This is a genomic window from Vibrio sp. 5S239 (genome assembly GCF_041439575.1).
GTDB classification, from domain to species: Bacteria; Pseudomonadota; Gammaproteobacteria; order Enterobacterales; family Vibrionaceae; genus Vibrio; species Vibrio kanaloae.
In genome coordinates, this window is the sequence record NZ_JBGOOM010000022.1 from 64,928 (window position 1) to 86,245 (window position 21,318).

General features: G+C 42.5%; 16 protein-coding genes and 1 other annotated feature. Of the genes, 7 read left to right on the forward strand and 9 right to left on the reverse strand.

The genetic code is table 11. The features are described from left to right. The first annotated feature begins 240 nt into the window (after positions 1-240). Positions 241-1,314: a 3-deoxy-7-phosphoheptulonate synthase gene (locus ACED48_RS15865; protein WP_017056143.1), complete on the forward strand. Its 1,074-nt coding sequence runs from the start codon at positions 241-243 to the stop codon at positions 1,312-1,314. Between the two features lie 118 nt (positions 1,315-1,432). Beyond that, the gene (gene tyrA / locus ACED48_RS15870; RefSeq protein WP_017056144.1) at positions 1,433-2,560 is read left to right on the forward strand and encodes a bifunctional chorismate mutase/prephenate dehydrogenase; all 1,128 of its coding nucleotides are present in this window, start codon (positions 1,433-1,435) and stop codon (positions 2,558-2,560) included. Positions 2,561-2,703: 143 nt separating this feature from the next. Here the strand turns inward: tyrA and ACED48_RS15875 are convergent, their stop codons facing one another. The 3 genes from ACED48_RS15875 to ettA all read right to left on the reverse strand — a co-directional run bounded on the left by ACED48_RS15875 (position 2,704) and on the right by ettA (position 5,890). Next, positions 2,704-3,714, reverse strand: a complete 1,011-nt coding sequence (locus ACED48_RS15875; RefSeq protein ID WP_029626953.1) for a M23 family metallopeptidase — start codon at positions 3,712-3,714, stop codon at positions 2,704-2,706. Between the two features lie 49 nt (positions 3,715-3,763). Further along, complete coding sequence (locus ACED48_RS15880) at positions 3,764-4,132, reverse strand: PilZ domain-containing protein (protein WP_017056146.1); 369 nt, start codon at positions 4,130-4,132, stop codon at positions 3,764-3,766. Between the two features lie 90 nt (positions 4,133-4,222). Beyond that, complete coding sequence (ettA, locus tag ACED48_RS15885; protein WP_017056147.1) at positions 4,223-5,890, reverse strand: energy-dependent translational throttle protein EttA; 1,668 nt, start codon at positions 5,888-5,890, stop codon at positions 4,223-4,225. Between the two features lie 263 nt (positions 5,891-6,153). Here ettA and ACED48_RS15890 point away from each other — a divergent pair, with 263 nt between their 5' ends. Together ACED48_RS15890 and trpR are read left to right on the forward strand one after the other, a co-directional pair. Beyond that, positions 6,154-8,103 carry a transglycosylase SLT domain-containing protein gene (locus ACED48_RS15890; protein ID WP_017056148.1) on the forward strand — a complete coding sequence of 650 codons (1,950 nt, stop codon included), beginning with the start codon at positions 6,154-6,156 and terminating at the stop codon, positions 8,101-8,103. A gap of 171 nt (positions 8,104-8,274) precedes the next feature. Continuing rightward, a complete protein-coding gene (gene trpR, locus ACED48_RS15895) occupies positions 8,275-8,568 on the forward strand; it encodes a trp operon repressor (RefSeq protein WP_017056149.1) in 294 nt (97 codons plus the stop codon). A 116-nt stretch (positions 8,569-8,684) separates the two neighbouring features. Here the strand turns inward: trpR and yjjX are convergent, their stop codons facing one another. The 6 genes from yjjX to bamD form a co-directional block, all read right to left on the reverse strand. Next, positions 8,685-9,209, reverse strand: coding sequence for an inosine/xanthosine triphosphatase (gene yjjX / locus ACED48_RS15900; RefSeq protein ID WP_017056150.1), 525 nt, complete (start codon positions 9,207-9,209; stop codon positions 8,685-8,687). Further along, positions 9,172-11,550 (reverse strand): EAL domain-containing protein, encoded by a 2,379-nt coding sequence (locus ACED48_RS15905; protein WP_017056151.1) that lies wholly within the window; start codon positions 11,548-11,550, stop codon positions 9,172-9,174. Before ACED48_RS15905 ends, yjjX begins: the two co-directional genes overlap by 38 nt. 348 nt (positions 11,551-11,898) lie before the next feature. Next, a complete protein-coding gene (gene pheA, locus ACED48_RS15910) occupies positions 11,899-13,074 on the reverse strand; it encodes a prephenate dehydratase (RefSeq protein WP_017056152.1) in 1,176 nt (391 codons plus the stop codon). A 12-nt stretch (positions 13,075-13,086) separates the two neighbouring features. Further along, positions 13,087-13,208, reverse strand: a sequence feature (Phe leader region). 110 nt (positions 13,209-13,318) lie between these two features. After that, a complete protein-coding gene (hpf, locus tag ACED48_RS15915; RefSeq protein ID WP_017056153.1) occupies positions 13,319-13,654 on the reverse strand; it encodes a ribosome hibernation-promoting factor, HPF/YfiA family in 336 nt (111 codons plus the stop codon). A gap of 424 nt (positions 13,655-14,078) precedes the next feature. Further along, positions 14,079-15,503, reverse strand: coding sequence for a lytic transglycosylase F (locus tag ACED48_RS15920; protein ID WP_338391020.1), 1,425 nt, complete (start codon positions 15,501-15,503; stop codon positions 14,079-14,081). A 140-nt stretch (positions 15,504-15,643) separates the two neighbouring features. Beyond that, positions 15,644-16,372 (reverse strand): outer membrane protein assembly factor BamD, encoded by a 729-nt coding sequence (gene bamD, locus ACED48_RS15925; RefSeq protein ID WP_017056155.1) that lies wholly within the window; start codon positions 16,370-16,372, stop codon positions 15,644-15,646. A 137-nt stretch (positions 16,373-16,509) separates the two neighbouring features. On the opposite strand from bamD, the gene rluD reads away from it, so the two are divergent. The 3 genes from rluD (at position 16,510) to clpB (ending at position 20,943) form a co-directional block, all read left to right on the forward strand. Next, positions 16,510-17,484, forward strand: coding sequence for a 23S rRNA pseudouridine(1911/1915/1917) synthase RluD (gene rluD, locus ACED48_RS15930; protein ID WP_017056156.1), 975 nt, complete (start codon positions 16,510-16,512; stop codon positions 17,482-17,484). Between the two features lie 2 nt (positions 17,485-17,486). After that, positions 17,487-18,227 carry a peptidoglycan editing factor PgeF gene (pgeF, locus tag ACED48_RS15935; RefSeq protein ID WP_017056157.1) on the forward strand — a complete coding sequence of 247 codons (741 nt, stop codon included), beginning with the start codon at positions 17,487-17,489 and terminating at the stop codon, positions 18,225-18,227. Between the two features lie 142 nt (positions 18,228-18,369). Next, entirely contained in the window at positions 18,370-20,943 is a 2,574-nt protein-coding gene (clpB, locus tag ACED48_RS15940; RefSeq protein ID WP_017056158.1) for an ATP-dependent chaperone ClpB, read from the forward strand. The last annotated feature ends 375 nt before the right edge of the window (positions 20,944-21,318 follow it).

Below are 21,318 nucleotides of genomic sequence, written 5' to 3' on the forward strand. Positions count from 1 at the left end.
ACACATAATAAATTTAGATAGGGCGATATGAGAAATATCGCCTTTTTTGTATGTGCGGGGGCGTGGTTTAGGCCTTTTTATTTCTCTGAACAAGTTAAAGTAAGTGTGTAAATTATTGTTTACACAAAATGTTTTTTTTAATGTACACTTGAAATCGTTTTTTTAGCTGTTATTGTGTTTTTAAAGATTGTTAGCCCAAATGAAAATGTTGGGTGTAAAAATAAATATACAGGTTGAGTTATGCAGAAAAGTGAATTAAGCAATGTCAATATCATCGACGAACAGGTACTGATTACTCCTGAAGAGTTAAAAGCAAAACTGCCTTTGAGTGATAATGCTCGTCGTTTCATTCAAGAGTCTCGTCAAACTATCGCAAACATCATTCATAAGAAAGATCATCGCATGCTTGTTGTATGTGGCCCATGTTCTATCCATGACATTGAAGCTGCGAAAGAGTACGCGAAACGCCTAAAATCCTTATCTGAGCAACTTAGCGATCAACTGTATATTGTTATGCGTGTTTACTTTGAGAAACCTCGTACCACTGTGGGGTGGAAAGGTTTGATCAATGACCCGCATCTAGACGGCACTTTCGATATTGAGCATGGCCTGCATGTTGGCCGTGAGCTACTTGTTGAACTCGCTGAGATGGAAATCCCACTAGCGACGGAAGCATTAGATCCAATTAGCCCGCAATACCTAGCAGATACCTTCAGCTGGGCGGCAATTGGCGCACGTACTACTGAATCTCAAACTCACCGTGAGATGGCAAGTGGTCTTTCAATGCCAATCGGTTTTAAAAACGGTACCGATGGCAACCTAGGCACTGCAATCAATGCAATGCAGGCGGCTTCTTCTAGCCACCGTTTCATGGGTATCAGCCGCGAAGGTCAAGTTGCACTACTAACAACGCAAGGTAACCCAAATGGTCACGTGATTTTACGTGGCGGTAAGCAGACGAACTACGATTCAGTATCGGTACACGAATGTGAGCAAGAGCTGGGTAAATCTGGTTTAGAGGCAGCGCTAATGGTCGACTGTAGCCACGCGAACTCTCGCAAAGATTTCCGTCGCCAACCCCTAGTTGCTGAAGATGTGATTCACCAAATTCGTGAAGGCAACAAGTCGATTATCGGCCTTATGATTGAAAGCCATATTAACGAAGGAAATCAATCTTCGGATATACCTCTCAATGAGATGAAATACGGCGTATCTATAACCGACGCGTGTATCAATTGGGATTCAACTGAGGCACTATTGAAACATGCACATACGGAATTAGTCCCGTTCTTAGAGAACCGCTTGAAAGGTTAGTCAGAGTTTTAAATTTAAGTGCCTCATCTAATGGGGCATTTTAAGATCTGTTGCTAGCGTACCTACGTGATTGTGGGCTGATAGATTGGCACGGGCTTATAGATTAGTAAGGAATAAAATGGCCGTTGAACTGAACGAATTACGCGACCAAATCGATGCTGTCGATAAACAAATGTTGGATTTACTGGCTCAACGCCTTGCTCTAGTAGAGAAAGTGGGCGAAGTAAAAAGTGAACATGGTTTACCTATTTATGTACCAGAACGTGAAGCTGCGATGCTGGCATCTCGTCGTCAAGAAGCCGAGAAAATAGGGGTTCCACCACAGCTCATCGAAGATATTTTGCGTCGTACTATGCGTGAGTCTTATGCCAGTGAGAAAGATTCTGGCTTTAAGTGTCTTAACCCAGAGTTACGTTCAGTGGTTATCGTTGGTGGTAATGGTCAACTTGGTGGCTTGTTTGGCCGTATGTTCAAACTGTCTGGCTACGAAGTGAAAATCCTCGGCAGCCAAGATTGGGATAAGGCCGACGAAATCTTAGATAATGCTGGGCTTGTGGTTGTTACGGTTCCAATCCACTTAACTGAAGGTGTGATTGCGAAGCTAGGTAACCTACCAAGTGATTGTATTCTATGTGATTTGACGTCAATTAAATCTAAACCTCTGCAAGCAATGATGAACATGCACCAAGGCCCAGTGGTTGGATTGCACCCAATGTTTGGCCCTGATGTTCCAAGTCTTGCTAAGCAAGTGATTGTTTACAGTGATGGTCGTGGTTCTGAAAGCTACCAATGGTTACTGAATCAATTTGGTATTTGGGGCGCGAGCCTTTGCCAGATGGATGCTGCTGAACACGATCACGGCATGACATTGATTCAAGCACTTCGTCACTTCACCTCTTTTGCTTACGGCTTGCACCTGAGTAAAGAGAACCCGAACATTGATCAACTTCTGAAACTAAGCTCGCCAATCTACCGACTTGAGATTGCGATGGTTGGTCGTCTGTTTGCTCAAGACCCGAACTTGTACGGCGATATCATTCTTTCTTCGGATGAGAATATTGAGATGATTCGACGCTTCCATAGTTGTTTCGGAGAAGCGTTAGAAATCCTAGATGGCAAAGATAAGGCTAAGTTTGTTGAGAGCTTCAACCAAGTGAGTGATTGGTTTGGTGACTACTCACAACAATTTTTACAAGAGAGCCAAAGTCTTCTAAAACAAGCACATGACTCGATTCATCGTGGTTAATACTGATTTGAAATCATAAAAAAGAGCGACCATCTGGTCGCTCTTTTTGTTTGTGCTGAACGCTATGAAAGCACTTGGCCTACAGTAGGCTAAAAGCAATTAGATCATCATAGGCCAAACCAACAGTTCTTATTCATTAACAACTAGTTAGTCGTGATAAGTTTTTTGCTATCTTCACTCGATACCGTGTCGATGGTCGAGCTAATGTAAGGCACATTAGTCAGGTTGATCTGCAAGCGAACCACATTATCAATCAGTTGAACCAGTGGGCCCCACTTAACCTTTTTCTCTTTTTCGAACACGTAGTTGAAGTTCTCAGGTGTCCAATCCATCAAGTATTGAGGGTTCAGTGAACGACCAAGGAAGCGTACTTCATAATGCAAGTGTGGCCCGGTTGAGTTACCTGAGTTACCACAGCTTGCAATCACATCACCTTTACTCACAAACTGACCGCTGCGAACTTTGAATTTTTGTAGGTGCGCGTAAGAACTCATGAAACCGAACGAGTGACGCATAGTAATAAAGTTACCGAAGCCTTTTTTACTTGGGCGTACCGTTTCAATGACTCCATCTGCGGGCGCTACAATATCTTCACCACGCTTACACGTTAGATCGATACCAGTATGTACATGGCGTTTACCTGTAATAGGGTTAGTGCGGCGACCATAAGAAGAAGAGATTCGTTGATAAGCCATAGGGCTGTCGTTTGGAATCAAACGGAACATGGTTGCTCTTACCGCTGAATCGATGGCTGCGGCATCAATTCTGTCTTCTAAAGAGACATCATCGGTCAGTAGTTCTTCGTCAGCAAGGCCAAGTACCGACTCAACGTCAAATACACGCTTACCAAGCAGTTGAATCGTGCCTTCTTTCTCTGTCAATGTTTGCGATAGAGAATGATTGGTATCAACTTGTTCAGCATAAAGAAACTCGGTTTGTTCTTTTTCAACAATCAGCGTCTCAATTAATTGTTGGGCATCGTTCGCTTGCATCGCGAGCTCTTGTTGGGTTTCAAAGTGCATGTATGCAGCGCCGCCAATTAATAGCGGTACTGAAAAAATCGCAGTGGTGCACATGAGCACGGCTTTTCGGCCGAAGTAAAACGTCTGTTCCCCCTGGCTAGAGGGAATAGTAATGGAAACTTTTTTAGACATGGTTCTGTACTAATTAGATGCTTTTAATAGAAAAAAGGTAACTGAGATCTTATTCACAACCTAAGTCGGTAAGGTGCTTAATCTCTCTATAAAGCAATTCATCGTCGCCAACATTAAGTTCCACAAGGCGCTTAAGGTGACTGATACTATCAATATCTAAATGCTCTATGCGTAAACGCATTGAGGTATTGATGGTAGAGACTATCGTTGCTTCTAACTGAATATTGATATTACTGTTTGTCAGCGTAAAGCTGACCTGAACAGGAACATTGTCGCTGAGTTGTTGTAATTCATTACATTGAATGAGTAGGCCATGAAGAGATAAGTCTTGTATCGATCCAGATATGTTTCCTTGTCCTTGTGACAATTCTACTGGGACTTGATAAACAACTCGTGAAAACTGACGTCTTTCTATCATAACGAATATCTCTACATCAATGTGTAATACGTAATTCAGATATATCAAAGGCCGCTATTATCGCGGCCTTTGTTCAGAATACAAGCTAATTTACTTAGCTATACGCTTGTACTTGATGCGGTGTGGTTCCGCCGCTTGAGCGCCCAGAGTCTGTTTTAGCCACTCCGTGTACTCAGTGTAGTTACCTTCGTAGAAGTTAACTTGACCTTCATCACGGTAGTCTAAGATATGGGTTGCAATACGGTCAAGGAACCAACGGTCATGCGAGATAACCATTGCACAGCCAGGGAATTCAAGCAGTGCTTCTTCAAGAGCACGTAGCGTTTCAACGTCAAGGTCGTTGGTAGGCTCATCGAGTAACAGTACGTTACCGCCCGCTTTTAGCAGTTTCGCTAAGTGAACACGGTTACGCTCACCACCAGAAAGCTCACCGATGATCTTCTGTTGGTCGTTGCCTTTAAAGTTGAAACGAGAACAGTAAGCACGCGCAGGGATTTCGAAGTTGTTGATCTTAATGATATCAGCGCCTTCAGAGATCTCTTGGAATACTGTCTTAGTGTCGTCCATGCTGTCACGGAACTGATCAACAGAAGCAAGTTTAACGGTTTCGCCTAGTTCAACTGTACCTGAATCTGGCTGTTCTGCACCGCTTAGCATCTTGAATAGTGTTGATTTACCTGCACCGTTGGCACCAACGATACCGACGATAGCGCCTTTAGGCATGCTGAACGATAGGTCGTCGATAAGAACGCGATCACCAAACGATTTAGTCAGGTTGTTCACTTCAAGAACTTTGTCACCTAGACGCTCACCTGGCGGGATGAACAGTTCGTTGGTTTCGTTACGCTTCTGGTATTGACCTGTCGTCAGTTCTTCAAAACGAGCCATACGAGCTTTAGATTTAGCTTGACGGCCTTTAGGGTTTTGACGAACCCATTCAAGTTCTTTCTCTATTGTCTTTTGACGTGCGCTTTCGCCCGCTTTTTCTTGCTTTAGACGCTCGTCTTTTTGCTCTAGCCAAGACGTGTAGTTACCTTCCCATGGGATACCTTCACCACGGTCAAGTTCTAGAATCCAGCCAGCAGCGTTGTCTAGGAAGTAACGGTCGTGGGTAATCGCCACAACAGTACCGCTGTAATCGACGAGGAAGTGCTCAAGCCATGCTACTGATTCAGCATCCAAGTGGTTGGTTGGTTCATCAAGCAGCAGCATGTCTGGCTTTTCAAGAAGTAGGCGACAGATAGCAACACGACGACGCTCACCACCGGATAGGAATTCAATTTTCGCATCCCACTCAGGAAGACGAAGTGCATCAGCAGCACGCTCTAGAGCTGTCTCTAGGTTGTGACCGTCTTTTGCTTGAATCAGTGCTTCTAGTTCGCCTTGCTCTTTAGCAAGTGCATCGAAATCTGCATCTGGTTCTGCGTAAGCTGCGTAAACCGCATCAATACGCTTAAGTGCGTCAGCAACGTCAGAAACCGCTTCTTCTACGATTTCACGAACGGTTTTTGATTCGTCTAGTACAGGTTCTTGCGGTAGGTAACCTACTTTAAGACCTTGTTGTGCACGTGCTTCACCATCAATATCAGTATCAATACCAGCCATGATACGTAGTAGGGTAGATTTACCTGAACCATTTAAACCCAAAACACCGATTTTAGCGCCAGGAAAAAAGCTAAGAGAAATGTCTTTAAGAATTTGACGCTTAGGTGGAACAGTTTTGCTCACCCGAGACATGGTATATACGTATTCAGCCATTGCCGATCGATCCTAATTATTGTTCAAAATTGTCTGCTATTTTATACCAATATCCTCAAAGATGTTACTCCTAGGAAAGAAAAGCCACTCTTGAACGAATCCTTACCTATTATTGTCACATTGGTCATTAAAACTATATTTAATAGGCTTCTGAGGCGAAGTGTTAAATATTAATAATATTTACACTCAAATCCTTTACATTTGATGTGAGGTCGGGCGTAAATAGATTTCACGTATTCATACACGCACTAAGGAAAGAGCGAATGTTTTTCCGAATTGGTAATACGAAAATTGCTGTGGCTGCATCGGCAATTTTGTCTTCATTTTCACTGGCTCCGATGGCTTTAGCGAGCAATGCATCCGAGCTTGAAATGCAGCGTGATGTTTATGATAGAGCGCAAGAGGTTTTAGACAACCATGATCTAAAAGCCTACTCCGCGCTACGTAACAAGATTCAAACATATCCTTTAACACCTTATACAGATTATCGAGCTTTTCTTATTGGCTTAGGAGAGCGTACACCTGCTGAGGTGGATGCTTTTATTGAACAGAATAAAGCACTGCCATTTTCTAATCGCATGCGCGCACCTTATTTGGATTCATTGGCTTTTCAAAAGCAGTGGAAGACGATCCTTGAGTTTCAAACTAAAGAACCTGTTGGTGAAAAATACCAATGTATCTATTACCGAGCGCATTACGAACAAGGCAATAAAGAGCTTGCTTTTAAAGGGGCTAGGCAACTTTGGTTAAGTGGTCGTGGTGTTGATGACGCCTGTGATCCTCTGTTTGAGAGCTGGGATCAAGCGGGTTTAAGAACGGATGAGCTGATACTAGAAAGGATGCTGTTAGCGTTCGAAGGTCGTAGCGGTAAATTGATGACTTATCTAATTAAGCAATTGGATAGTGATGAGTCAATTGCCCAAGCGAAACAAATGAAGGCGTTGTACAACAAACCTGAGGATGTTCTCGCGTTCGCTAAGAAGCACCCTGAGAATGAATTTTACCAAGCTCAAACCGAGTTTGGTTTCGAGAAATTGGCAAGGAAGTCAGCAAGCAGTGCTCAGGAGGTGTTTGATGAGGTCATCAAGGCTCAGAAGTTCTCGAAAGAGAAATCTCAAGAGCTTGCCGATTACCTAGCATTTCGTTTGATTAATACGGATTCTGAAGAGTTGATGGCGTGGCGAGACAAAATACTCGTGAGTTCATCAAAGCAAGTGTTGCTTGAACGACGTGCTCGTTTAGCTATTCAGCATGCAGATTGGACTGGCTTACAAGAGTGGATAGCGCGCTTGGATGATAAACATCAAGCTTCGCTGCGTTGGCAATATTGGCAGGGCAGAGCTGAGATTGCGTTGGGTGATACTGCCAAAGGCAACAAGCGACTAGCCGATATTTTAGGTAGGCGTAATTTTTACAGTGTCGCGGCGGCTAAACAGTTAGGTAAGCCTGTTCAATATCCGACATCAGTACTCAAATACAATGCTGAGATGATGAAGCCGTTCGACACCTCTTTGGTTCGTATTGGTGAATTGATTGACCGAGATAAAATTGCGGCAGCGAAGAGTGAGTGGCGCTGGTTATTAACCAATGTAGACAAAGATCATAAGGCGATGTTTGCTGCCCATGCCGCGACACAGCGTTGGAATCACTTAACAGTAACGGCGAGTATTGCTGCGAAGATGTGGGATAACCTCATTCTGCGTTTCCCTGTTGCGCATAAATGGTGGTTTAATTTCTACGCTGAAAAGCACGGTATTGATCCCATCACTTTAATGGCTTTATCGAGGCAAGAGAGCGCTCTGGATTCAGAGGCACGCTCTCCTGTTGGGGCTCGTGGTATCATGCAAATCATGCCGAAAACGGCTCAATACACGGCTAACAAACATCAAATTAAGTATCAGGGCAGCGATGATCTTTATGATGTCGGTAAGAACATTGAGATTGGTAGTCACTATCTAGATGGTTTACTTTCTCAATATGACAATAACCGTATTTTTGCTTTGGCTGCTTACAATGCCGGGCCGAGCCGAGTGAGGCAGTGGCGTTCACGCAGTGACGAAAAGCTCGATGCGTATGCCTTTATTGAAATGATCCCTTTTAAAGAGACCCGTGGTTACGTCCAAAACATCTTGATGTTTGAAGCTTATTACCGAGATATCTTAGGAGTGAAGGGGACATTCTTAGCTCCTCATGAGGTAAAAACGAAATACTAATACTCGGTGCTTTGTCCTAAATTGAGTTGTATCGAAAGCAGTGAGTGCGAACCATTTGCACTTACTGCTTTTTTACATTGGATTACATCAAGTGTTTAGGTATAAAGTGTTGAACGCTTTTAATCATTAAGCGAATACTTAAAGTCATAATTTTAAAGTAAGTGTAGAGATATGGCATCAAAACCTGAATATGATAATTGGCAACAACTAATGGACTTGGTAAAAATAGCGGCTGAAAAAGATCAGCATGAGTTGTTGTTGACCATGATGATGACCTCTGACGAACGCGATGCTTTGGTTGCTCGAGTAAACATCCTTTGTGAACTTATGAAAGGGGAGATGTCTCAGCGTCAAGTGAGCCAAATGCTTGGAGTCGGTGTGGCGACGATCACAAGAGGCTCGAATGAGTTAAAAGCCAAATCTGAACAAGAGAAAGCCGCTATTGCCGAACTATTGCTGAAGTAAATATTGAATAATGTCAGTTCGAATTTAACAACAAACGCTAACGAAATGTTAGCGTTTGTTGCTTCTATATAGCACTGTTTGACTTCTTGAGGTTGTAATGAGGGGGATTCGTATGATTAGTTATCGGAGAAATGTTCAGGGTTTACAAATGGGATCAATGCTAAGATCAAAGCCTGATGATATACCGAGCTGCGCGAGAGTTGGTTGTGTGTCAGCAGACCAATCGCCCCACCTTTTTGCTTGATGTTGTCTGTACCGAAGACTTCATCCATGACATCACCTAACTCGTTTGCATGTTCTAGCTTCTCAAGTACCGCAGGTGGCAGCATCAGACTTGCCGAGCGTGACTCTCCACGCTGACCATTCGCTTCAATCACCATCCATGCAAAGGTAACACTGCCTTCTATTCCAGCTTCTAGACCGACATAGAAATCCGCATCCGACTGCGCTTGAATAGCGTTGTGCACGCGGTTCACTGCACCTTGATAGGTTTCATCATTGCTCATGGGTTGTTCAGCAACCCCGCTGGGTACGCTAACACCGATAAATTCGAATTCAGTATTAGGAAAAGCAGACAAGAACGCGCTTTTAACAGCGTTAACTTTAGCTGGGTTCAGTGATGCAATAACGACGGATTTCATGTGTTGGATTCTTACTGTTATGGATTAGACTGAGTTGATGCTGTCGGTACCACTCATGCAGTTCTTCTAGTGGCATGGGTTTACCAAAGTAATAGCCTTGCAGCATATCGCATTGTGCTTCTTGCAACCACTGATGCATATCTTTTGTTTCTATACCTTCGGCTGTTACCTTTTTGCCTTGAGCATGGCACAGCCCAATAATCGGTTTCACGATGTTTTGATTATCGGTCTTAATCAAGGTATCCAAAAATGCTTTATCCAACTTGATTTTCTGAGTTGGGTACTGCACCAGCTGAGTGATAGAGGTGTAACCAGAGCCAAAGTCATCAATCGCTAATCGGTAGCCCATCCTAGACAGCTCGTTGAGCAGTGGGAAGCCTTGAGAATTTGAATAAAAGGTTTCCGTGATTTCAAAATCAATCAAGCTTGGCGGAATAGTATTCATTTTAGCCTGTTCATCAATGAATTCAGCAAGGTGTGTGGTTTCAATCCCGGCTGAAGATAAGTTAATCGACAGTTGAATTGAATGGGTAAATTGAGCCTGAAGTCGATGAAAAGAAGCAAAGGCATTCTGTATCACCCAGCAATCAACTATCTCAAATAACCCTGTTTGCTCGGCAATAGGAATGAATTCATCGGGCGGAACTAAACCAAGCTGCTTTGAATGCCAACGTAGTAAGGCTTCAACGCCAATAATATGGCTTCCGGTTGAATCCATATAGGGCATATAAACGAGTTTAAATTCATCATCAAAGTTTTTGTCTCTGAGTGCGCGTTCAATATTTGCTTGGCGTTGAATCGCTTTGTCTAAATCTCGTGAATAGTCAGCAAATTGGTTTTTACCTGCACGCTTGGCTTGATACATGGCGGTATCAGCATTAGAGAGTAACTTTTCAATCGAGTAACCATCGTTAGGATACGTTGCAATGCCGATACTGACCGTAATCGGAAAACTCCCAGACTGAGTAACAAAGCCTTTTTGCAACGGAATGAGTAAGTCATCAGAAAACCTATGGGCGATGTTTCCTTTGTCAGTTGGAGCGTTAATGTACACTACAAATTCATCTCCAGAGAGTCGTGCGGGCATACAATGAGCATCGAACTCTGTTTTATAATGGGTACAAATAGCGGAGATACGCTTGGCAAAACAGACCAGTATCGAGTCACCGATTTGATGTCCGTATGTGTCGTTTACAAACTTGAAGTTATCCAAGTCGAAATAGAGTACCCAAGTTTCGGTATTCGAGCCGGGTTTCGGGAGAGATTGCTGAACAAAGGTTTGAAACTGATGCCTGTTCGCTATATGGGTTAATTGATCATTTTCTGCTAAGAGCTTGGTTTGTTGGTAGGTGTTATCTAGCTCTTGGTACATGTCATAAAAACGCTGTGATAGGCGACCAAGCTCATCGCGAGTGCCTAAGCGTTCAATGTTCTTGCGCTGTTTTTTTTCTACTTGTTGTAACTGTCGATCTAGCCGTGTTATCGGAGTAATAACATTGCGAGATAATAGTATCAGCAGTAAAACGACAGTGATAAATGCAGATAGTGCAAATGACAAACTTAGCTTGTTCCAAATGGAGTCAAGCTTGTTCTCTAATAGAAACTGCGCAGGATCTACTGTGGCATATAGTTCAGGCGCAAGTTTTATGGAATGGGTAACCCCATTTTCTAGAGAAACCGCAATTGGTGTAAAAAACAGGCTTGTTTGATAGTCGAACTCTATCTGTTTTCTCAACGCAGTAAACTTGTCGAGTGAGACGGATGCGACAACAAAAAACACATCGTTGAATTGGTTACTTATGGTTGGGGAGGCCATTTCATTATCTAGCATCTCATAGTGGACCAACATTCCCTCCCCTTGAGAGTTTTGTATATAGTTGGTACTCGATGTCTCTAAGGTATCTTGATAATGTTGATCAACGAACTCCAATATATTTTCATCAATCTGAGCTAAAGAGTCGTCACTATTGTCAGCGTAATAACTGAGTTTACGATCGCTATCGAGTATCGCTAATCCAGTATAACTTTCATCGCCATCTTGTAAGAAATATATGGCCTCCCTAAGGTTATTGACCAGTTCAAGATCGCGAGATAAATTTTGTTCAGTGAGAAAGTAACGTTTCACCATGTCACTTTGGGTCAAGGTATAAGCGTAACTATGTAGAAATGACCGAGATTGTCGAAAATGCCCGGCTAACTTCTCCATGTTGAGCTGTAGAACGTTGTTTTCACGTTTAATGAAGCTGTTTTTCTGAGTTGAATAAATAATATAGCTAGAAGCAGCGGCACTGATCAGGATCACAGGGGCTATCAGTAGTAATATTTTAGTACTTAGCTTCATAGTTAATGACAACACTATTTATAATTTAGCGCTTGAGTTTATGTTACTTAATGTTCACTCGCTATTAATTAAACGTAGTTCGATGCATTCCTGTGAAGGGAATTAGATTTTTGTTCTATTGTTAGTAATATCATGAATGAAAGACGTAATTGGATAGCAAGATTTGCGAGGTGAGGGGTACCTTCAGGCCTGAGAACAGCCTGCTAACGAATAACTAATTGAGATATAAACAAAATATCACTTCTGTCTTTCGCCCAATATGTTCAGTTATTGCGTTAGCTGCGATCTTATTTTATTTATTGACCTACAGTAGGCGAAATACTCCGTCTATTACTAGTAGATGAATGCTTACGATAACTTAACCTGAGTCGCTTTGATGTTTTCACTTGGGTAACAACCCAATACTTTCAAGTGACGAGTAATGGCTGTCAGTTCGGTTATTGCTTGTTGCATCTTATCTGAATCCAGGTGTGCTTCTAAATCTACATAGAACATCTCTTCCCACGGGTTACCCATGATAGGACGAGACTCCAGTTTAGTCATATTGATACCTAAGCGCTGTAAAATCAGTAGAGTTTCGACTAAAGAACCTGCCTCTTGAGAGGTCGACATGATCAGTGTCGTTTTTGCAGGGATTTGAGTCGACACTTCAACAGGTTTACGAGCTACCACGATGAAACGAGTATGGTTTTCAGTTTGGTTTGCAATATTGCCTTGGATTGCTTGTAGGCCGTAAAGCTTACCGCTAGATGCATTACCAATAGCAGCAACATCATCGTCATCTAGCTCTTTCACTTTTTTCATTGCATCAGCGGTGCTTGCGCATGACTCGAGGTTCACTCCTTTAAGACGACTTAAAAATTCGCTGCATTGCTGATGGGGCTGTGGGTGCGAATAGAGTGTTTTGATGTCTTCTAAACGGATATCACTTTTCGCAACAAGGCAGTGCTCAATAGGCTGAGAAAGCTCACCAACGATGTAAAGCGTCGTGTGTTGTAGTAGGTCGTAGACTTCGTTGATTGACCCTGAGCTGGTGTTCTCAATCGGTAGGACACCGTAGTCGGCATGACCAGACTCTACTGTTGATGCGACTTCTTTGAAGTGATTACAGTTCAGCTCAATCAATTCCATATTCTTGCGACTGAAGTATTCTCGACTCGCAAGGTGCGAATATGATCCCTTAGAACCTAAAAATGCAACGCGAGCCAATGGTTTACGGCTTTGCGGGTTCGCTAGGTTTTGTAAGTATGACTGCTGTAGTAAAACGGAATCTTCGATGATGGTGTGAAACAGCTTGGTAATGTACTGCGCATCAAGTTCGTATTTATCTTTGCCGTTGTTGATCAGCTTAACTAATAGTTGCTGCTCTCGTACTGCATCACGAACTGGTTTTGATGTCTCTACCTTGCTTTTAGCGACTTCGATACTTAGCTTGCGACGCTCCGAAAGTAGCTTCAGGAGTTCGTCGTCTAAATCATTAAGACGAAGGCGGATATCATCCAGTGAAATTGAGCGGTCAGTCATAAATGTGTCCTTATAAAAAAGCCTCCCTAGTGTGGGAGGCTTCTTGTTCGTTTTTGACTTGTTTTTCTAAAACGACTTAGCCTCCGATTTACGGAAGAAAAAAGAAGTCAAAAATAAACAAAGATTGAGTATGCATAAAAAGTGATTGTTTTATGAATGTTTAAACACAATAAGCAAGCGAGCAACAAGCGTCAAGCAAAAAAATAGCGCCCTGAGGCGCTATTTTTTAATCTGTTATCTTTCCTTATTCTACTTCAGCTTCTAGCTCTTCGATTTCAGGCTTGTCAGCGCGGCGCGCTTCTGGTTTATGGCGTAGCTTGTTGAGTTGACGCTCTAGTTTTTGTTCCACTTCGTTGATCGCTACGTAGAGGTCGTCATGAATTGATGAGGCAACAAGTTGGCCTTTTGGTACGGTTAGTACCGCTTCAAATTTCTTCTTCTTGTTTGGTTCTTCGCTAAAGCTCGCTTGGCAGCCAATGATGTCTACTTGCCATTTATCCAGCTTCTTAAATTTGCTTTCTATGTGATCACGGATTGCAGAGGTAATGTCGATGTTTTTACCAGTGATGTTCATTTTCATAGAAGTTTTCCTCTGTTGTATCCCTCATGGGTTAACTTCAGATTACGACTTTCAGGAATAAAGAATGTGATCTAGATCTTATTTTGGCTGGGTGGGATAAGCATTAAAATCAAATGTGATCTTACGCAAGTCTTGATATGTTTTTGGCGAAAAATGCTTGTTATCCTTATGAAAAACGATAACTTAGAGGCAAGGCTTCGCTAAAAATTAAACCAGTTTTTAGAGGCGTTTTACAGCCTATAGAAAGTGCTTGATTGAAATTTACTCAATAGTGTTTTGTGATATAGGTCTCGTGATATAGATCGCTACGTAAGCTTCTTCAGAATTAGATAAACAAAAGCCGCATAAGTTGTCTTATGCGGCTTTTGTGTTTTTAGCCTTATCTAAAACCTTTGTTCCCCAAGTGCTAGGATTGAAGGGAAATTTAATCATTAGTGTTCAGTAATCTCGCTGTACCGTCCTCTCGGATGGCATTGATAGCTTGTAATTGTTTATAGATTACGAAGTAACGATTGATGTTGGCAACATAGGTTACGGGTTCTTTACTCACGTATTTGCGAGTGATGATTTCTACGTTTTTAAACCAAATGTTTGGGTTGTAGCCTTTTTGCTTAGCAAGGTGCCTCATCTTTCTGATTTTCGCGGGGCCCGCGTTGTAAGAAGCCAAAGTGAAGTAGATTTGGTTGTCCGATGATATTGCTGGGTCGTCAAAGTATCGGTCTTTGATAAAGCGCATGTATTTCACACCCGCATGGATGTTGTTATCCACCTTGTGGATGTTCTTGATGTTGACGTTTTTATCTTTTGCGGTACTCGGTAATACTTGCATCACACCAATAGCTCCACGATGAGAAACTCTGCTTTGATCAAGCCCTGACTCTTGGAAACCTTGTGCAGATATCATCAAAGGGTCGAATTCGTATTTATTCGAATACTTTTCAAAGACATCTGACAGCTTAGCTACTCGGTCTATTTTATTTGGGTTGAGTGCTCTACCTAACCAGCGAGTGTTGTCGATGTATTTCTGATAAATAACATTCCCAAGTAGGGTGCCTGTTCGTGCGGTCTTAACGTATTTGTTGATCTCTTTCTTTAACAAAGGGCTGTTTTTTCTCAATGCCCATGCTATTTGGCCATTTTCACGTAAGGGCAAGTCATGATGAACTTGAATGTTTTCCATTACGTCAGTCCAAAGCTTGGCTTTATGGCTGTCCAGAATTGTGCCTTGTATATAACCTTGGTTGACTAGCTCTATCAGCTCGTAGTCTTGCAGTGACTCTTCAATGAAGTGGACATTCAGTGGAGGTAAATCCAGTTCATTAAGGTCTTTATTTAACTTTTGCACGCTCTCGAAGTAACTCGAGCTTGCTCGGATCCATACTTCTTTACCGCTCAATTGTTTGATTTTGGTGATAGGTTCGGTCTTTTTCCCTGTGATAATGAGTTCTTTACCATCTTTAATCATTGGATCTGAAAAATCGATGGTTCGTAGTCGTTTGTCGGTGATCGTTAGGTTAGCGACAGCGACATCACCATAGCCAGATTCTAAAGAGGGAAGTAGATCATCTCGTTGTACGGGGATTATTTGAACATTGAGGTAGGGGTGTTTCTTACGAAGGCTTTTCTCAAAGTGGTAGAGCATTTCTGCCACGATGCCTTTTGGCTTGCCATCCTCGATGTAATAAAAACCAAGATCGGCAGATACGAGCACTCTCACCATTCCTTTGGTTTTAAGTACATCTAAGTCTCCCATGTAAGGCTTATTGCTTAATGGGGACAACTCCAATGAGTGGGAATATTGGCTAAATAGCATGATCCCAATAAATAATAACAACCTACTCACATCCACACTCCATGTTGATGATTTGTTAAAAGTTATTTATTGAAGATATCGTGTATTATGCGATTCATCAAGTTTGCGAAATGTGGTTAAAAAAAGCGCGCTAATAAATTAGCGCGCTTTTTTAGATTGATATGTAAGCAAGTTGATTAAGGTAGTGGGTTTAGCTCAATTAACTTCTCTGTTCTTAAAACTGCATCTTCTAAACCAATTTTTTTATAAGCTTTTAACTGTATTTTTAAAGATTTACGAGCTGCAATGGTATCTGGGTAAGTCTTTTGCAGCTCTTGTGTTCGGTTTACTGCCGCAATCCACGCTTCACGCCTTAGGTAGAAATCAGCCGTTGCTAGATCATATTCCGCTAGGCGGTTTTTAAGTGCAAACATGCGTTTTTGTGAGTCTTCAGCATAAGGGCTGCTAGGGAAGCGTTCGAGGAGTCGCTTGAAATCAGCAAAGGCAAGCTTCACTGGTTCTGGATCTCGGTCACTTCGATCGATATTAAAAATATCGTGCATGAAATTTCGATCTTGCGCCATGTGCGTTAAGCCGCGCATGTAAAGAACCCAATCTTGTTTTTCATGAGTTGGGTTTAAGCGTAGGAATCGTGAAATGGTGGCAAGTCCGAGTGCCAAGTCATCATTTTTGTAGTACGCGTAAATCAGATCGAGCTGTACTTGCTCGGAATAGGCGCCGAAGGGATAGCGAGAGTCTAAGGCTTCTAGCTTTTCGATTGCAGAAAGCCAGCTACCGCTCTGCAGTGACTCTTGAGCGTCAGAGTAGAGAACCGATGGTGGTACATCTGGCACTATCTCTTCACTACTTGAACAACCAACCAAGAGTGATACGGCTAATAGACCCGATAAAGTAAGGTGTTTCATGTCAGGCGTCGATTCCTTGAATTAAATATTTCGTAAGCTTCCGTTACTTTCTAACCAGTAACAGATACAATGATGCAATTATTCTATTTTATCCATACTAATGGGTATTAGTCTCACGGTTTTTAAAAAAGTTCGATATGGCTCAGCAGATCACATTAACAGACACAGTAAAAAGCAGCCAGTTAGGTCAACGTTTAGACCAAGCTGTCGCTGAACTATTTACCGATTTTTCTCGCTCTCGTATTAAAGAGTGGCTTCTTGATGGCAAAATCCAAGTGGATGGTGAAGTTATCACTAAGCCACGTGTTAAGGTTTTAGGTGGTGAGGAGATCATCTTGCAAGCTGAACTTGCAGATGAAGAGCGCTGGGAAGCACAAGATATTCCTTTAGACATTGTCTATGAAGATGATGACTTATTGGTGATCAATAAACCTCGCGATCTGGTTGTACACCCAGGAGCAGGCACACCGGATGGAACCATACTAAACGCATTGCTTTTCCATTATCCTCAGATCGCAGAAGTACCTCGTGCGGGTATTGTGCACCGTCTGGATAAAGACACCACTGGCCTTATGGTTGTGGCTAAAACGGTTCCAGCTCAAACTCGTTTAGTGCGTGCTCTTGCTAAGCGTCGTATCACTCGTGAATATGAAGCAATTGCAATTGGTAAAATGACCGCTGGTGGTGTGGTAGAGAAGGGCATTAGCCGTCATGCAACTAAGCGTACATTAATGGACGTGAACGAATTAGGAAAGCCAGCGGTAACTCACTATCGTGTTGCAGAACACTTCCGTGAGCATACTCGTATTCGCTTACGCCTAGAAACGGGTCGTACTCACCAAATCCGTGTTCATATGTCATACCTTCAGCACCCGCTGCTAGGTGATGTTGCATACGGTGGCCGTGCTCGTATTCCAAAAGGTGCATCTGAAGAACTAACGACGATGATTCGTTCTTTTGATCGCCAAGCACTACACGCAGTTATGCTTAAATTTGTTCACCCTATTACAGGTGAAGAAGTTGAATTTCACGCTCCTGTGCCAAATGACATGGTCGTGATGGCTGAAGCGTTACGTGTTGATGCTCGCGAAAACTTAGAAGACGACATTTAATCATGTCGATGATCATCCCTAATTGGAATGCCCCCCAAAACGTCAAAGCGTTTGCTTCGACGCGTGTTGGTGGTTTTTCTAGCGATGCGTACCAAGGTTTAAACTTAGGTACACATGTTGGGGATGATGCTTCATTTGTTGAAAATAATAGAGCATGGCTCAAGCAACAAGCTAACATGCCTGCTTCACCGATATGGTTAAATCAAACTCACTCAACAGATGTCGTTACGGTTTTAGAACCGACGACAGATATTATTGATGCTGATGGTGCATTTACCACTGCAAAAGGTGTTGTATGCTCTGCGATGACGGCAGATTGTTTACCGGTTATCCTCACCAATACTAACGGTACACAAGTTGCGGCGGTTCATGCAGGTTGGCGTGGTCTTGCTGGTGGTATTCTTGAAAATGCAGTCGCAAAGTTCTCAAATATTGATGAAGCTAACCAGGTTATCGCTTGGCTTGGTCCTGCTATTGGTGAGGATGTGTTTGAGGTAGGTTATGATGTATTGGACGCTTTTGTTAGTTTTGACCCTCAAGCGAAATTAGCATTTAAAGCCAAATCTGAACCTGGCAAGTGGTTAGCAAACATGTCTCAACTCGCGACTCAACGATTGCATAAAGCTGGCGTGACTTCAGTGACAGGTTCGAATCTGTGTACATACGCTGATTCAGATACTTTCTATTCTTATCGTCGAGATGGTGTTACTGGGCGTCAGGCTACTTTTATTTGGTTAGAGTAACCTCTAGCGACCGCAAATGGCCATCCTGCTCATTTATATTTTCATATAAGCTCTATTCTTCATTCTTATCCCTTGAAAATCCACGCTCTCGTATCCATCTTTTAGTCATAAGATCAATATCTCTAAGAGTAAGAAGGTTGATATGCGTCTCGATCGATTCACTAGTAAATTTCAAATTGCGATATCTGATGCTCAGTCACTCGCATTAGGTCGTGATCATCAATATATAGAACCCGTACACCTAATGGTGTCATTGCTAAATCAAGATAGTAGTGCGATTCGTCCACTTTTAACTATGTTGAATGTTGATGTTGTTCAGTTACGTTCGAAATTGAGCGAAATGTTAGATCGTGTGCCGAAAGTAAGTGGTATCGGTGGGGATGTTCAGCTCTCAAATTCAATGGGAACGCTATTCAACCTATGTGACAAGGTCGCGCAAAAGCGTCAAGACAGCTACATCTCTTCGGAAGTTTTCTTACTTGCAGCCATTGAAGACAAAGGCCCTTTAGGTAACTTACTTAAAGAGCTAGGTCTTACTGAACAAAAGTTATCTCAAGCTATCGAGCAAGTTCGAGGCGGTCAAAAAGTTGATGACCCAAATGCGGAAGATAGACGCCAAGCACTAGAGAAGTTCACCATTGATCTGACTGAAAGAGCAGAGCAAGGCAAACTGGATCCTGTGATCGGTCGAGATGATGAGATTCGCCGTACTATTCAAGTTCTGCAACGTCGTACTAAAAATAATCCAGTTATTATCGGTGAGCCTGGTGTGGGTAAAACCGCGATCGTAGAAGGTTTAGCGCAGCGTATTATCAATAATGAGGTGCCTGAAGGGTTAAGAGGTCGACGGGTACTTTCATTAGATATGGGATCTTTGGTTGCCGGCGCTAAATATCGTGGTGAGTTCGAAGAGCGCTTGAAATCGGTTCTTAATGAGTTATCCAAAGAAGAGGGAAATATCATTCTCTTCATTGACGAAATTCATACTATGGTGGGGGCGGGTAAAGGCGAAGGCTCTATGGATGCCGGTAATATGCTAAAACCAGCATTAGCTCGTGGTGAACTGCATTGTGTCGGCGCAACAACGCTTGATGAATATCGCAAGTATATTGAGAAAGACCCGGCACTAGAGCGTCGATTCCAAAAAATACTAGTTGATGAACCAACGGTCGAGGATACCGTAGCTATCCTAAGAGGCTTAAAAGAGCGTTATGAGCTTCATCACCATGTAGAGATTACTGATCCTGCTATTGTTGCTGCGGCGACTCTATCTCATAGGTACGTCTCGGATCGTCAGTTACCAGATAAAGCTATTGATTTGATTGATGAAGCGGCTTCGAGTATTCGCATGCAGATCGATTCAAAACCTGAGTCATTGGATAAATTAGAGCGGAAAATCATTCAACTGAAGATCGAACAACAAGCTTTAACCAACGAAAACGATGAAGCTAGTGAAAAGCGGCTCCGTACATTACAAGCTGAGTTGACCGATAAAGAGCGAGACTTCGCAGAGCTTGAAGAAGTATGGAATGCGGATAAAGCGGCCCTATCGGGTACGCAACATATTAAGTCAGAGCTAGAACAAGCTCGTATGGATATGGACTTTGCAAGGCGAGCTGGTGACCTTAATCGTATGTCAGAGCTTCAATATGGTCGTATTCCTGAATTAGAGAAACAACTGGATCTAGCGACTCAAGCTGAAATGCAAGAAATGACATTGCTTCGTAATAAGGTCACTGATGCAGAAATCGCAGTAGTGCTATCGAAGCAAACGGGTATCCCGGTATCCAAAATGCTAGAAGCTGAGAAAGACAAGCTTCTTAAAATGGAAAGTGCTTTGCATAAGCGAGTTATAGGTCAAGCCGAAGCTGTCGAAGTGGTGTCGAACGCCATTCGTCGTAGCCGTGCGGGTTTGTCTGATCCGAACAAGCCCATTGGTTCTTTCTTATTTCTCGGTCCTACAGGGGTAGGTAAAACAGAACTGTGTAAAACATTAGCGAACTTCATGTTTGATAGTGAAGATGCCATGGTACGTATCGATATGTCTGAGTTCATGGAGAAGCACTCAGTTGCTCGTTTAGTCGGTGCGCCTCCGGGTTATGTTGGGTATGAAGAGGGTGGGTATCTAACAGAAGCAGTACGTCGTAAGCCGTACTCGGTAATTTTGTTGGATGAAGTAGAGAAAGCTCACCCAGATGTTTTCAACATTCTATTACAGGTTCTTGATGATGGGCGCTTAACCGATGGTCAAGGTCGTACTGTGGACTTTAGGAACACGGTAGTCATCATGACATCTAATCTAGGTTCTGCTCGTATTCAGGAGAATTTCAATACACTGGATTACCAAGGAATCAAAAATGAAGTGATGGAAGTAGTAGGGAAACATTTCCGACCTGAGTTTTTAAACCGTGTTGATGAAAGTGTTGTATTCCATCCATTAGCTCAAGAACACATTCAATCAATTGCCTCTATTCAGCTTGAACATTTAAGTAAGCGTATGGAAGGCAGTGGATATGAACTTGAAGTTTCAGACAAAGCGTTGAAGTTTATTGCTCAAACTGGCTTCGATCCTGTTTATGGTGCAAGGCCTTTGAAACGAGCAATCCAACAAAGTGTTGAGAACCCGTTAGCGAAAGCGATACTTGCTGGCAAAATAAATCCAGATAAGAAAGTACAGCTATTAGTAAACAACGATAGAATTATCGTGCACCAATAATTTAACCACTAACAATAGGTACGATTGTCGAAACGATGCCGTAATCGTACCTATTTTGGATGATTTGCTTGAATAATGTTCGAACGGTCACCTGTGGCGGTTTTTTTTCGTTTTTGGCCTTGTGCAAAGGATTATTATCCCTATAATGCGCCTCCGTTACCAAGGGAAACCAAGCGGTTTTAATTGACTAACAAGATGGTAATAAGCATTTAAGATGCTTTGAAAAACTAGCTGAAAAAAGTGTTTGACACTGAAATCCAATTCGCTAGAATGGCCGTCCACTTAGAGAGGCTCCTTACTTAAAGGAACGCTCAATAAGTAAAGCTCTTTAACAATTTAAACCTATCAATCTGTGTGGGCACTCGTTGATGAATA